Raw genomic sequence first — 13,132 nt, forward strand, 5'->3', positions numbered from 1 at the left:
GCGGGCTGCAACGGCGCATTGTACGCGGCAGCGCCGAGCCTCCGAGGTGGCGATTGAAGCCATGAAGCTCCTTTCCGCCGGCATTTTCGACGAAGATTCGATGGGCCGTCGCCTTTGCCACTGCTGGCCGAGCGATCCAGCTTTAGTCCCTGTCGCCGTAGCGGATGACCTCGACCTTCTCCTTGGTGATCAGGCAGCTGCTGGTCAGCGCCTTGATCTGAGGGATCAGCGCATCGATCTTCTCGGGTGCGTCGACGATCTCGACGACGATGGGCAGGTCCTGCGATAGCCGCAGGATCTTGGCAGTGTGGAGCACGCTCGATCGGCCGAAGCCGAGCGGTCCCCTGAGCACGGTCGCGCCCGCCATGCCGGTCTCGCGTGCCTTGATGACGATCGCCTCATGCAGCGGCGTGCCGTCGGCCGCCCTGTCGTCCTCGCCGAAGAATATCCTGAGCGGCACGCATTGGCTGGGAAGCTCCATGTTCTCCTCCCTGATCACCTGGTGACAGGCAAGCGATTGAACCTGGCCGCCATGACATAGCCGAGCCAGGCCGAAGCAAGCGACAGCACCACCACACTGACAAGATAGGTCGCGGCAAGGCCGAGGTCGCCCTCGAGAAGCAGGATGAAGGTGTCGAGGCTCATCGACGAAAAGGTGGTGAGACCGCCGCAGAAGCCGCCGGTCACGAACTGGCGGCCGGCCGGGCCGACCATCAGGCGTCCATCCGGCCGGGTCAGCGTGGAAAAGAACATGATGACCCAGGAGCCGACGACGTTGACGAAAGCCGTTGCAAGCAGCGCGCTCCAGCCCAGCAGCGAGACGACGACAAAGCCGCACAGGAAGCGCGCCAGCGAACCGATGGCCGCGCCGCAGCCGACCGCCAGATAAAGCCGCATGGCTGTCTGTCTATCGTTTCCAAACATGGGCCCTACCCTGCCATCCGCATGACGGTCCAGAAGCCAAAGGCAACCGCAAGCACGCAGAGCGCCGCCGAGGCGACGATGTTGAAAGCGGCGAGCCGCCGCTCGCCGTCGAGCGCGAGGTTGAGCGTCTGTAGGCAGAAGGACGAAACCGTGGTGTAGCCGCCGAAGAGACCGACCACGATCAAGTCGCGCACGAGCTCGGCGGAAAAGATGCCGCCGACCGAGCGCGCCGCGCCGGCAAAGGCGCCTATGGCTAAAGCGCCGGAGACGTTGACCACCAGCGTGCCCCAGGGAAACGTCTCGCCGACGCTGCGGCCGACAAGGCCCGACAGGAAGAAGCGGGAAATACCGCCGAGGAAGCCGCCGATCAGGACCAGGGCGCAGGCCGCAAGGCTCATCGCTTCATTGCCTTTCCACAAAGCGATTTCCTCGCGGGAATCGCGCCATCAAGACAGGCATGTGCGAGCGGAAAAAACAAATCCTGCCGCGCGAAAGCACGCCTGGCAGGAGTCATCAGCCCAGATACGAAAAGCTCGGGCGGTTTCGGGGGAACCCCATCCCCATTTGAGGAGGGAAACTAGGTGGTCGCGGCGTCGCGGTCAATTGGGGCCACTATGGTTGCGCCGCGTTCCTTCGCACCCCCTCTGTCCTGCCGGACATCTCCTCCACAAACGTCGAAGGATTGCGCTGCCAACGAAGCTGCCAATCTCTCCAAGTGGAGGAAATGGCCGGCAGGACAGAGGAGGCGCTGTCCCGCCGGCGGAGATCTAGCGAACCAAGCTAGGCTACGACGTGACCTTCTTCAGCACGATGGTCTGCGGCTTACCGTCCAGCGGATCGACCTGGCGGCTAGTGTCGGTGACGAAGATCAGCCGGTCATCGACAGTTATGCGGGCCTGCAGCGCGTAGGTCCTGCCGGGCTGGATCGCCTTGGGATCGAAGCCGATCTCGAATTTGATCGGCACCTGGCCGGCCAGTACGATCTTGCGCTGGCCAAGGATCGTCGCCGGCGCGTCGGCCGGCGAGACGTCGGCGAGCTCGACCGAAAGCACGGCATTGGGCGGCAGCGCGATATGCTCGCGATAGGTCACCTCGCCGGCAATCGTCTTTTCGGCGGTGGTGAACTCCGGCACGGCAAGCACGCCGACCACCAGCGGCACCAGGCCGAAGATGAAGAATTCCGCAATGCTGTCCAGCATGAGATTGCTCCGCCCAGCAAATCAAACCGATTTGGAAGGTCGGGAAGGATTGCGGTCAATCAATGACTTCGGCCAAAGTTTACCGGTCCGGCGTCTTCCAGCGGCCGGCGGCCTGGTCGTCGGCTTCCTTGGCCTCGACCCAGCCGCCTTCGGAGCCGTCGGCACGGTGCTCCTTCTTCCAGAAGGGCGCGCGCGACTTCAGGTAATCCATCAGGAAATTCGCCGCCTCGAATGCCGCCTGGCGATGCGCGGAGGCGGCGACCACCAGCACGATGTTTTCGCCCGGCGTGATTTTTCCATGGCGATGGATGACGGTAAGGCCCTGCAGCGGCCAACGCTCGATGGCCTCAGCGGCGATGCGGCCGATCTCGGCCTCGGCCATGCCGGGATAGTGCTCGAGTTCGAGCGCCGCGAGCGCGCCTTTTTCGTCGCGGCAGAGGCCGGAGAAGGTGACCACGGCGCCGATGTCGGCGCGGCCCTCGGTCAGCGCGGCAATCTCGGCGGCGACGTCGAAATCCTCGCGCTGGACGCGGATGGCCGGCACGATCGTGCTTGCCATCTCAGCCCCCGGTCATCGGCGGAAACAGCGCGATCTCACGCGCGCCCGCGATTTTCTCGCGGTGGCCGACATGTTCCTGGTTGATGGCGACGCGGATGACGTCCGGATATTGCAGCGCGTTTTCGTATTCCTCGCCGCGCGACTTCAGCCAGCGCAACAGGTCGGCGACGGTCTCGACGCCGGCCGGCAGCTCGACATGCTCTTCCGGCTTGCCGATCCGCTCGCGCACCCAGGCGAAATAGATAAGTTTTGTCGACATTCGCCTGCCCCTCACTCGTCCATGATGTGCTTCAGTCCGGCGCGGAAATAATCGTAGCCGGTGTAGAGCGTGACAAGTGCCGCGATCCACAAGAGCACCAGGCCTATCTGGGTGGTCAGCGGGAAGATCTTGTCGCCGGCCGGGCCGACGAGCAGGAAGGCGATGGCGACCATCTGGATGGTCGTCTTCCATTTGGCAAGCTGCGTCACCGGCACCGACACTTTCAGCGCCGCCAGATATTCGCGCAGGCCCGAGACCAGGATCTCGCGGCACAGGATGATGATCGCCGCCCATAGCGACCAGCCGGCAATGCCGGCATGCCGGTCGGTGTCGGCGGCGAGCAAGAGCAGGCAGGTGGCGACCAGGAGCTTGTCGGCGATCGGATCCAGCATCTTGCCGATGTTGGAGGTCTGCTGCCAGGCGCGCGCGAAATAGCCGTCGAAATAGTCGGTGATGGAGGCGAGCAGGAAGATGGCCAGCGCCGACCAGCGGGCGAAGTCGGAGGACTTCAGATGGCCTTCGAGAAAAAAGCATAGCACCACCAGCGGCACCGCGATGATGCGGGCGTAGGTGAGGATGTTCGGCAGGTTGAAAGCGCGCTGGGCCATAACTGATCGGGATCTCTCTCCGCCTGCCTACTCAAATCAGAAGCCAATGTGGGGGGTCAACAGGCGAGATTCGATTGGTCAACCCAAAATAGGCGCAAGAATGGTCAGCTGTCATGAAAATGGTTGTAGACCAGCTTGGCCACGTGCTCGGAAATGCCGTCGACCTTGACCAGGTCCTCGACGGCGGCGCGGCTGACCGCCTTGGCGGTGCCGAAATGGTGAAGCAGCGCCCGCTTGCGGCCTGGCCCGATGCCGGCGATCTCGTCGAGCGGGCTCTTCACCATCTCCTTCTTGCGGCGGGCGCGGTGCGAGCCGATGGCGAAGCGATGCACCTCGTCGCGCAGGCGCTGGACGAAATAGAGCACCGGGTCGCGCACCGGCAGCGTGAAAGAGTCCCTGCCCTTGACGAAGAAGCGCTCGCGCCCGGCGTCGCGGTCCTGGCCCTTGGCGATGCCGATGGCGACGACCCGGTCCTCAATGCCGAGATCGGACAGGATCTTGCGCACCGCCGTCATCTGGCCCTGGCCGCCGTCGATCAGGATGACGTCCGGCCAGGCCGGGAAGCTGCCGTTTCCGCCGACGAGATCCTCTGCCGCATCGTCCTCGGCTTCCGCTCCCGCCTCACCCGAGGGCTGGACGTCGCCATGCTCCCTGAGCAGCCGCGAGAAGCGGCGCTCCATCACCTCGCGCATCATGCCGAAATCGTCACCGGGCGTGATCTCGGTCGAGCGGATGTTGAATTTGCGGTACTGGTTCTTCACAAAACCTTCCGGCCCGGCGACGACCATGGCGCCGACCGCATTGGTGCCCATGATGTGCGAGTTGTCGAAGACCTCGATGCGCACCGGCGGCCTTGCAAGGCCGAAAGTCTCGGCAAAACCTTGCAGCAGCCGCGCCTGCGTCGAGGTTTCCGCCAGCCTGCGACCGAGCGCCTCACGCGCGTTCTGCAGCGCGTGATCGGTGAGATCCTTCTTCTCGCCGCGCTGCGGCACCGAGATCGCTATCCTGCGCCCGGCACGGGTGGAGAGCGCCTCGGCGAGCAGCTCCTGCTCCTGCACCGCCTGGGAGAGAAGCAGCGTACGCGCCGGCAGCTTGTCGTCATAGAACTGCGCCAGGAAGGATCCCAGCACCTCGGCCGGCTCCAGCGCCGGATCGGCCTTTGGGAAATAGGCGCGGTTGCCCCAGTTCTGGCCGGTGCGGAAGAAGAACACCTGGATGCAGGTCTGGCCGCCTTCCTGGTGGATGGCAAAGACATCCGCCTCCTCCACCGTCTGCGGGTTGATGCCCTGATGCGCCTGTACATGCGACAGCGCCGCGAGGCGATCCCGGTAGATAGCGGCCCGCTCGAAATCGAGCTCTTCGGAGGCTTGCTGCATGGCGGCCGAGATCTCGGTCTTCACCTTCTGGCTGCGGCCGGAGAGAAAATCCTTCGCCTCGGCGACCAGCTCGGCATAGCCCCGATGCGATATCTCGCCGGTGCAGGGGCCGGCGCAGCGCTTGATCTGGTAGAGCAGGCAGGGGCGCGTGCGGTTCTCGTAGAAGGAATCCGTGCAGCTCCTGAGCAGGAAGGCGCGCTGCAGCGAATTGATGGTGCGCCCAACCGCGCCGGCGGAAGCGAAGGGCCCAAAATAGTCGCCCTTGCGCGAGCGCGCGCCGCGATGCTTGTAGATGCCGGGCGAGACATGGTCGCCGGTAAGCAGGATGTAAGGGAACGACTTGTCATCCCGCATCAGCACGTTGAAGCGGGGCCTCAGCCGCTTGATGAGGTTGGCCTCGAGCAGCAGCGCCTCGATCTCGGTGCGGGTGACGACGAATTCCATCGTCGCCGTCTCGCGCACCATGCGGCCGATGCGGGCGGTGTGGAAGCGCCCCTGCGCATAATTGGTGACGCGCTTCTTCAGGCTGCGCGCCTTGCCGACATAGAGCACGTCTCCGGCGGCGTTCATCATCCGGTAGACGCCGGGCTGGTTGGGCAGCCGCTTGACGAAAGTCTGGATCACCTCGGCGCCGACCATGCCGCCGGCGTCGCCGGCATGCGGCGTCCAGTCTATGGCCGTGAAAGCGACGTCGGGACCGGCGCCAACCGCCTCCGGCTCGACGATCTCCTCCGACGCCTCGTCCTCGATATGGAGATCGGGCGGCAAATCATCGGCGGCGCCGATGGGGCTGTGTTTTTGGGCAGGACTCATTCCACCATGCCTGTCACATCGGGCGTCTGCCATGCAAGATGCTGGCCGCCATCGAGCGCGATCATCTGGCCGGTGACGGAGCGCGCTTCCCAAAGATAGCGGATGGTGGCGCCGAATTCCGGCAATTGCGGGCCGCGCTTCAGAATCAGTCCTTCGACCTGCTTGCCGAAATCATCGTCGTCCTGGCGCTTGTTCTTCAGCGTCGGGCCGGGGCCGATGGCGTTGACGCGAATGCGCGGCCCCAGGGCCTGCGCCAGCATCTGGGTCTGCGTCCACAGGGCCGATTTCGACAGCGCGTAAGAGAAATAGCGCGGCGTCGGCCGCCAGACACGCTGGTCGATGACGTTGACGATCAGCCCCTCAACCCCTTCCGGCAAGGCGCGAGCAAAGTTCTGCGCCAGCAGCGCCGGCGTCTTCAGATGAATGGCGAAGTGGCGGTCCCAGGCCTGCCAGTCGAAATCCTCGATCCGGTCGTCGGCGAACAAGGACGCGTTGTTGACGAGCAGCGTGACCGGGCCAAGGGCAGCCTCGGAGCGACCGACGAGATCGCCGACGGCATTCATGTCGGTGAGGTCGGCGACGAGCACGGCGGCACGGCCGCCCTGGTTCCTGATGCGGCCGGCCAGCGCCTCGGCCTCGGCTCCGGAACGATTGGCATGGATGGCCACGGCAAAGCCATGCGCGGCAAGGTCCTCGACGATCGCCTTGCCGATCCTTTTCGCTCCACCCGTCACCAGCACCACGCCAAGGGCTTCTTTCATGTCGTCAATCCTCTACCGGCTTCACGATTCCGGGAAGCCGGCACAATATGACGGGCCAAGCGTTAAATGCCATTTCTACCTGGGGCAGGAATGTGGCGAAGCGGCCCGTACGCACGCTGCCAACCCGGACTGGGGATCTTTCATAATGCAATATATGTCCCCGAACCCCTTGAACCAAGCGGCGTGCAGCGCAACATGACTAGCGTGCTGACATTCGCTGTTGCGAAGATGCAACGTCACCTTTCGGCCTCATTCGTGCCAGGGAATGACCCAAGTTCAGGTTCGCTTCAGCCGTATTTCAGCACGACATTTGGAACCGTTGAACGCCAGGCCCGTTTATCCCCCCGGACGGGCCGGGGGCATTCATGAACATAAAAAGCCTCGTGTCTTGTGGCTTAAGGAGTAAACAACAATGCAAGCTAATCTCAAGTTTGCGCGGCCGCTGGCGGTTGCGCTCGGGCTCTTCGCCCTCGGTGGTACCGCTTATGCCGCGGACGCCGTCACCGAAGAGCCGCCGGCACCGGCCCCGGTCGCCGAACTCCCCGTCGCTTCCTGGGCCGGCCCCTATGCCGGTATCAGCCTCGGCTACGGCTTCAGCGGCCATGCCGACGCCCGCGACGCCGGCGTCAACGTGAAGACCAAGGGCTTCATCGGCGGCGTCTTCGGCGGCTATCAGTGGCAGCAGGACAACTTCGTCTACGGCGCTGAAGCCGATCTCGGCTACAATGGCGTCAAGGGCGATAGCGATGGCATCAACGCCAAGGGCGGCCTCGAAGGCTCGCTGCGCGCTCGCCTCGGCTATGCCGTGACCCCGGAAATTCTGCTCTATGGCACCGGCGGTCTCGCCGCCAAGAACCAGAAGATCACGGATGACATCACCGCCACCGACGAAAGCAAGGCGATGCTCGGCTGGACGGCTGGCGTCGGCACCGACATCAAGATCACGGACAACGTGTTTGGCCGCGTCGAGTACCGTTATACCGACTACGGCGACAAGGACTTTGGCGCCCTCGGCAACGTCAAGTCGAAGGACAACCGCGTCCTCTTCGGCGTCGGTATGAAGTTCTAAGTCGTCCAAGCCACGACACGGAAAAGCCGGGCCGCGCGCCCGGCTTTTTTTGTTTGCCCTTCGACAGCCATCAATCCGGCGCGCGTTCGAGGCTTCAACGACTTGCGGCAATCGAAGGATCTGCCGGAGCCTGCTGGAAATCCTCATGGACCGGAACCGACGGCAGCTGATCGAGCCAACTCGCGCGCGAGCGCATGACGACCTGGGCGTCCGGACGGTAGTCGGCCGGGTCGGTCATGGTCGCGGCGTGAACATGGATCTCGCTGGGCCATCTGTCGGCGCGGAAATAGAGCCTGGTGCCGCAGGACGGGCAGAACCCGCGAAAGGTGTTCGGGCTGCTTTCATAGTGACTGATGACGCCGGCCCAGTTCAGCTGCTCCGGCCTCATGCCCAGGAAAGCGGTGAAGGGAGCGGACGTGGCGCGCTGGCAATCGGCGCAGTGACAGACAAGGTTTCGCGTGAGCTCCCCGGAATAGGTCCAGGTGACCGCGCCGCACATGCAACGTCCCGCCAGAGATGCCATCGCTTCCTCCGCCGACTGCGTGCCCGGGCCGACCCCGCCGACACCGCCGATGTGAAGAAGGATAGACCGCGCGATCTGTTCAGGCTGGCCGCTTTGCGACCTTGGCGGGTTTGACCTTCGGCGGCAATGTTTCGACGAAGGCCAGCGCACGGTCGATCCAGCCGGCGAGATCCGCCTCGGTTGCAGTGCCTTCCGGCGCGACATGGACATAGCCTTCCATGGAACGCCCGCCCATTTCCATCGGCCGCGCATGGGGCCGTGCGGCTGCGGCCGCGTGCCCTTCCTTGCCGACACGCACCAGCAAGCCGCGCTTCGAGGTGCCGATCAGCATATTGCCGTCGATCATGAAACAGGTGCCGCCGAACATTTTCTGTTCCGTGAAAGCGCGCCGGCCAAGGGCCGCGCGCAGGCGCCCGACCATCGGGTCGGGAGTGGTGCTGCTCTTGGTGACTGCCTTCGCCATGCTCAGCCCTCCGCGATTTGCGCGGCATCAGGCAAGCATGGAAGTGGGTCGAGGTTCAAGACCGGCGCGCGAACCGCAAATCTCCGCTCGTGGGGGAGATCAGCAGTGCTTACCCCGGCACGCAGCCCTTCAGCTCAGGAAACTTCTCGTCGAAGCGCGCGGCCCAGCGTGTAAGCCGGCCGCGGCCCTTTTCCCACTGGCCGCCGAAACGCAGCGCAAGATAGCCGAGAGTGGCACGCAGCGCCAGCTGGCCAGCAGTGATCTTCTTGGGCAGTTTCGGCGGGTTGGCGTTGAGGAGGTCGAGCGCGGCGGTGATCTTCGCCCACTGGCGGTCGAGCCAGGGCTGATAGACCATGGCGTCCGGGCGCGTGCGCCGCTCGTAGACCATCGACAGCGCGCAGTCGCAGATGCCGTCGGCCAGCGCCTCCAGCACCTCGGCCTCGAGCCGCTTGTCGGGATTGCGCGGGAACAGCACGTTCTTCGACAGCCGGTTGAGATGCTGGGTGATCGCCCGGCTGTCGTGGATCGTGCGGCCGTCCTCCAGCACCAGCACCGGGATCTTGCCCAGCGGATTGGCCGAGATCAGCTCCGCCGGCTTGTCCTCCGTCTTGACCGGCACGAGGTCGATGGCGATGCCGGCATAGGCGGCGGCCATGCGGACCTTCGAACTATAGGGAGAGGTGGAGGCGTAGAGCAGCTTCGGCATGGATCGGGTTCCTGATTGTCCGCGCGCACTGTTGACCGAATGCTCTTGCCAGAGCAACGGCCAGCGCCGCCAAAACCTACCGCCAGTTGGCCGCACCTTGTTCGAGCGGCGCGTGCCGCCGCTACTTCAGGGACCGCTCCATGATGATGGTTCGCTCGTCGTCGTGGAAGCTGTCCCGGAGCGCGCGGAAGCCAAGTGTGGAATAAAATGGCTCCGCGGTGACCGAGGAAGGCACCGTCAGCACCGTCGCGGCGTTTGCCCGCGCTGCTTCCTCGATCTCCAGCATCAGCCGGCTGCCGACGCCCTGTCCCTGAAATTCAGGATCGACGAACACAGATCGAACCGTTGTTCCGTCCAGGCCCGCGGTACCAACAATCTTGTCGCCGCAAATGGCGACAAAGACTTGGCGCTTCTTGAAAAGTTGCAGCATGGCCGAGGGGCTGAAGCTCTGCACAACGCGGGCGATGATTTCCGGCCCGTAATCCCTGGCGTTGGTTCTGCACAGAGCGGCCATAATGACCCGGCTTACCGCTTCGGCATCGCCCTCGCCTGCCCGGCGAATTCCAAGCCGCAAAGCCATGATCGACCCTTTACCTGACCGACGTGGGCAGCAGACGACACTGCCCGGACCAGAACGCATCGTGACGCTGCGTGCCGGTCGCGCAATAAAAAAGCTCCCGGAGTTTGCCGGGCGGCAAATTTCCGGGAGCTTTCAGGACAGGTCTTTGCCGATCCACTTCGCCCGCTGTCACGCCGAACTGGCGAGAGGGGCGCCTCGACGGCACCCACCCTCGCCTGTTCAGGCTCGCGAGCGAAGTTACGCGATTACTTCTTGGCCGGCGCCTTCTTGGCAGGCGCTGCCTTCTTCACGGCTGCCGTCGACTTGGCGGCTGCTGCTTTCATCGGCGCCTTGGCGGCGGGCTTAGCCGCTGCCTTTGCTGCCGGCTTCTTAGCCGCGGCGGGCTTCGCTGCCGGCTTCTTGGCGGCGGCGGGCTTCGCTGCCGCCTTCGCGGCCGGCTTAGCCGCAGCCTTCGCCGCAGGCTTTACCGCTGCCTTGGCCGGAGCCTTGGCGGCTGCCTTCGGTGCCGCTGCCTTCTTCACTGCAGGTTTCGCGGCAGCCTTAGCTGCCGGCTTCTTTGCCGGCGCTTTCGCCGCCGGCGCCTTGGTTGTCGTCTTTGCCATGCGATGCCCCTTGCGTTTTGCCCAAGGTCGTGAGTGACCCGGCGTGCTCATGCATATCTGACTCGCGGCTATCTAGCCAGCGAAGCAACACAATGAATTTCAGTTATTGAATTTTGGTTACACAAGACGCGTTGACAAGGGCATCAACGAAAAAAACGACAGAATCTTTGCCCGTCGAAGTGAAATTGCGCCATCGAGAATTCCCGATGCTCTCTATCGCCGGATCATCCAGACATCTTGGCGCCGCGTAGAGCGTAGAATGTGAGCTTATTGCTCATAATGGACAACGCACACCAATCCGAGCACCTCATCTTGTCCAGCGGAAAGATTTACAAGTCAAGGCGGAGCAGAACCGAACCGGCGAAGGGGCAAACCTTGCGCGGCAAAAAAAGCGAGCATATAGCTCACATTCAAGGACGGCCGCTCGGGAGCTCGATCAGCTCAGGCTCTCGCTGCAGAAGGCTTGAGGACTCCGCCCTTCCAATGCTCCCTCGCAATTCCGGGCAGAAAACGCGCACTGTCCTGGAATTGCCCTTCGGCCAAATGTGAGTATCTTGTTTATATTCTCGGGAGGCCCGGCAGGATGTCTACTCGCATTGCAAAGCCAGCCCCGCGCATGCGCAAGGCGCCGCGCCAGGCGCGCTCGGTCGCCACCGTCGAGGCGATAATCGAAGCAGGTGCTCGCGTTCTAAGCGAGATCGGCTGGGCGGGCTTCAGCACCAACAAGGTGGCCGAGGCCGCGGGCGTGAGCATCGGGTCGCTCTATCAGTATTTCCCCGACAAGCTTGCGCTGGTCGACGCCATCCGGCGCCGCCACTTCGACCATGTGCTGTCCGTCATTCGCGAAGCAGCGGCCGAGGAGAAGCCGCTCAGGCAATTCGCGCGCGAGCTGGTGCGCGGCATGATCGCCGCGCACAGCATCCACCCGACGCTGCATCAGGTGCTGCTCGACGAGACGCCGGGCGACCGCGGCTCGCGCGCCGCGCATGCCTCGTTCCAGGCCCGCTATCTCGAGCACTATGCGGCGGCCGTCGCGCAATACCGCCGGCGCCTGAAGAATACCGAGACCGTGGCGCGCGTGCTCTCCTCCGCCGTCGAGGGCGTGATCCACAATGCGGCGCGCCGCAACATGCTCGATGCGCCGGAGCTGCAGAAGCAGCTCGGCGAGCTGATCTGCGCCTATCTGTCCGGCCAGGGCGTGCGGGCGTGACGATGGCGAGATCCAGCTGCCGACGCCGTCAGGGCTGATAGCCGAGGCAGATCGCGCCCAGCGCGACGACGGCGCAGGCTCCGACGCGCCGCGGCGTCAACGCCTCGCCGAGGAAGAACCGGCCGATGAAGGCCGCGAAGACGACGCTTGTCTCGCGGATCGCGGTGATCGGCCCGGCCGGCCCCAGCGCGAAGGCGGCGACGACCGCGCCATAGGCCATGAGCGCGAACAGGCCGCCTGCCAGGGCCTTGCGCGTCTCCGGCGCGCGCAGGTCGACGGCCAGCCTGCCGCGCAAGCCGACGAAGGTTGCCGGCAGCAGGATGCCATAGATCAAAAGCACCCAGGCGGTGTAGGCGCCGCTATCGCCTGCGGCTCGCACGCCGATGGCGTCGACGGTCGCGTAAGCCGCGATGATCGCGCCGGTGGCGAGAGCGTAGACGATCGATATCGCCGAGGCTCTGCCCCTCCCGAGCGACAGACCCATGATGCCGCAGGCGACCAGCGCCACGCCGAGGAGCTCCGGCGTGGCCAGCCGCTGGCCGGCGAGCAGGAAGCCGCCAAGCGCCACCAGCAGCGGTACGCTGCCGCGCACGATCGGATAGACCTGTCCCAACTCGCCGTCGCGGTAGGCGGCAACCAGGAACACGCTGTAGCCGACCTGAAGGACGGCCGATAGCACGACGTAGGGCAAGGCAGCCGCGACTGGCAGTGGATGGAAGAGCGCCAGGACAATAGCGGCGGCAGTGCTCGAGAAGCTCATGACCGTGACCGTCCACAGCCTGTCGGCCCCGGTCCGCAGGAAGGCGTTCCAGCCGGCATGCAAAATGGCAGCGAACAGCGCGAGCCCGACGACCGTCGGGTTCATTGCGGTGCTCGCGCGCCGGCGAGGATGGCGGAAGCCGCCTTGCGCGCATTGGCAATGGCAATATCGGCCTCCCCCATCTGGGCCATCAGAGTCGCGCCCTCGATCAGCATCAGCAGTGCCGTGGCGACGCCCTCGGCACAATCCGACGGCATCTCTTCTTCCAGGATGGCGCGCATACGTGCCCGCAAGCCGTTCTTCTGGCGACTGGCTGCCTTGAACACTGGATGATCGGGATCACCGAACTCGGCGATCGCGTGCGCGAACAGGCAGCCGTGGAAATCCGGATCGCGAAACCAGCGCTCGTGCCAGTCCAGGATCGTCGCGATCTTCGCTTCCGCTGTATCCGCCGTCGCGGCCAGCCCGTCGAGCTGGCGTTCGAAACGCGCCGCGCGATGCTCCAGTACCGCGACGATCAGTTCGTCTTTCGCCGGGAAGTGGCGATACATCGTCATCTTGGCGATGTCCGCCTTCGCGATGATGCGGTCGATGCCGGTGGCGTGGAAGCCGTCCCGCTTGAACAGCAAATAAGCGGTATCGACGACATGCTGGCGTTTGGCTGATGAAGGCGTCAATGCTGCCACCCTATGATGAGACAGGTCTGTCTCTTTTAGGATG

At 64.3% G+C, this 13,132-nt stretch carries 18 protein-coding genes and 1 riboswitch; of the genes, 2 read left to right on the forward strand and 16 right to left on the reverse strand.

Annotation, left to right across the window (positions count from 1 at the left end):
- Positions 1-142 precede the first annotated feature (142 nt).
- The 9 genes from CK220_RS17330 to CK220_RS17370 form a co-directional block, all read right to left on the reverse strand.
- Positions 143-481: a DUF190 domain-containing protein gene (locus CK220_RS17330; protein WP_095812830.1), complete on the reverse strand. Its 339-nt coding sequence runs from the start codon at positions 479-481 to the stop codon at positions 143-145.
- Between the two features lie 14 nt (positions 482-495).
- Complete coding sequence (gene crcB, locus CK220_RS17335; RefSeq protein WP_095812701.1) at positions 496-924, reverse strand: fluoride efflux transporter CrcB; 429 nt, start codon at positions 922-924, stop codon at positions 496-498.
- 5 nt (positions 925-929) lie between these two features.
- Positions 930-1,322, reverse strand: coding sequence for a fluoride efflux transporter CrcB (gene crcB, locus CK220_RS17340; protein ID WP_095812831.1), 393 nt, complete (start codon positions 1,320-1,322; stop codon positions 930-932).
- Positions 1,323-1,421: 99 nt separating this feature from the next.
- A riboswitch (Fluoride riboswitch) is annotated at positions 1,422-1,495 on the reverse strand.
- A gap of 214 nt (positions 1,496-1,709) precedes the next feature.
- Complete coding sequence (locus CK220_RS17345) at positions 1,710-2,123, reverse strand: YbaY family lipoprotein (protein WP_095812702.1); 414 nt, start codon at positions 2,121-2,123, stop codon at positions 1,710-1,712.
- A gap of 79 nt (positions 2,124-2,202) precedes the next feature.
- Complete coding sequence (locus CK220_RS17350) at positions 2,203-2,682, reverse strand: molybdenum cofactor biosynthesis protein MoaE (RefSeq protein ID WP_095812703.1); 480 nt, start codon at positions 2,680-2,682, stop codon at positions 2,203-2,205.
- Position 2,683: 1 nt separating this feature from the next.
- Positions 2,684-2,941: a molybdopterin converting factor subunit 1 gene (moaD, locus tag CK220_RS17355; protein WP_067330385.1), complete on the reverse strand. Its 258-nt coding sequence runs from the start codon at positions 2,939-2,941 to the stop codon at positions 2,684-2,686.
- A gap of 11 nt (positions 2,942-2,952) precedes the next feature.
- Positions 2,953-3,549, reverse strand: a complete 597-nt coding sequence (pgsA, locus tag CK220_RS17360; protein WP_067330383.1) for a CDP-diacylglycerol--glycerol-3-phosphate 3-phosphatidyltransferase — start codon at positions 3,547-3,549, stop codon at positions 2,953-2,955.
- A gap of 104 nt (positions 3,550-3,653) precedes the next feature.
- A complete protein-coding gene (gene uvrC, locus CK220_RS17365; protein ID WP_095812704.1) occupies positions 3,654-5,738 on the reverse strand; it encodes an excinuclease ABC subunit UvrC in 2,085 nt (694 codons plus the stop codon).
- Positions 5,735-6,499 (reverse strand): SDR family oxidoreductase, encoded by a 765-nt coding sequence (locus CK220_RS17370; RefSeq protein WP_095812705.1) that lies wholly within the window; start codon positions 6,497-6,499, stop codon positions 5,735-5,737. The genes uvrC and CK220_RS17370 overlap by 4 nt, the downstream gene beginning before the upstream one ends.
- Positions 6,500-6,911: 412 nt before the next feature.
- Here CK220_RS17370 and CK220_RS17375 point away from each other — a divergent pair, with 412 nt between their 5' ends.
- Positions 6,912-7,568, forward strand: a complete 657-nt coding sequence (locus tag CK220_RS17375) for an outer membrane protein (RefSeq protein ID WP_095812706.1) — start codon at positions 6,912-6,914, stop codon at positions 7,566-7,568.
- 94 nt (positions 7,569-7,662) lie between these two features.
- On the opposite strand, the gene CK220_RS17380 is transcribed toward CK220_RS17375, so the two are convergent.
- From CK220_RS17380 to CK220_RS17400, 5 genes are all read right to left on the reverse strand, one after another.
- Positions 7,663-8,091, reverse strand: a complete 429-nt coding sequence (locus tag CK220_RS17380; protein ID WP_095812707.1) for a GFA family protein — start codon at positions 8,089-8,091, stop codon at positions 7,663-7,665.
- Positions 8,092-8,170: 79 nt separating this feature from the next.
- On the reverse strand, positions 8,171-8,554 hold the full coding sequence (locus tag CK220_RS17385) for a TfoX/Sxy family protein (protein WP_095812708.1): 384 nt from the start codon (positions 8,552-8,554) through the stop codon (positions 8,171-8,173).
- A gap of 109 nt (positions 8,555-8,663) precedes the next feature.
- Positions 8,664-9,260, reverse strand: a complete 597-nt coding sequence (locus tag CK220_RS17390; RefSeq protein ID WP_095800053.1) for a glutathione S-transferase — start codon at positions 9,258-9,260, stop codon at positions 8,664-8,666.
- 121 nt (positions 9,261-9,381) lie between these two features.
- On the reverse strand, positions 9,382-9,840 hold the full coding sequence (locus tag CK220_RS17395; protein WP_348629665.1) for a GNAT family N-acetyltransferase: 459 nt from the start codon (positions 9,838-9,840) through the stop codon (positions 9,382-9,384).
- 245 nt (positions 9,841-10,085) lie between these two features.
- Positions 10,086-10,442 carry a hypothetical protein gene (locus CK220_RS17400; protein ID WP_176479115.1) on the reverse strand — a complete coding sequence of 119 codons (357 nt, stop codon included), beginning with the start codon at positions 10,440-10,442 and terminating at the stop codon, positions 10,086-10,088.
- 616 nt (positions 10,443-11,058) lie between these two features.
- Between CK220_RS17400 and CK220_RS17405 the strand changes: the two genes are divergently transcribed.
- Positions 11,059-11,652, forward strand: coding sequence for a TetR/AcrR family transcriptional regulator (locus tag CK220_RS17405; RefSeq protein WP_095812709.1), 594 nt, complete (start codon positions 11,059-11,061; stop codon positions 11,650-11,652).
- Positions 11,653-11,680: 28 nt separating this feature from the next.
- Here the strand turns inward: CK220_RS17405 and CK220_RS17410 are convergent, their stop codons facing one another.
- Positions 11,681-12,517 carry an EamA family transporter gene (locus CK220_RS17410; protein ID WP_095812710.1) on the reverse strand — a complete coding sequence of 279 codons (837 nt, stop codon included), beginning with the start codon at positions 12,515-12,517 and terminating at the stop codon, positions 11,681-11,683.
- Positions 12,514-13,089, reverse strand: a complete 576-nt coding sequence (locus CK220_RS17415) for a TetR/AcrR family transcriptional regulator (protein WP_095812711.1) — start codon at positions 13,087-13,089, stop codon at positions 12,514-12,516. Before CK220_RS17415 ends, CK220_RS17410 begins: the two co-directional genes overlap by 4 nt.
- Positions 13,090-13,132: the final 43 nt, after the last annotated feature.

The organism is Mesorhizobium sp. WSM3860 (genome assembly GCF_002294995.1).
Lineage (GTDB): Bacteria > Pseudomonadota > Alphaproteobacteria > Rhizobiales > Rhizobiaceae > Mesorhizobium.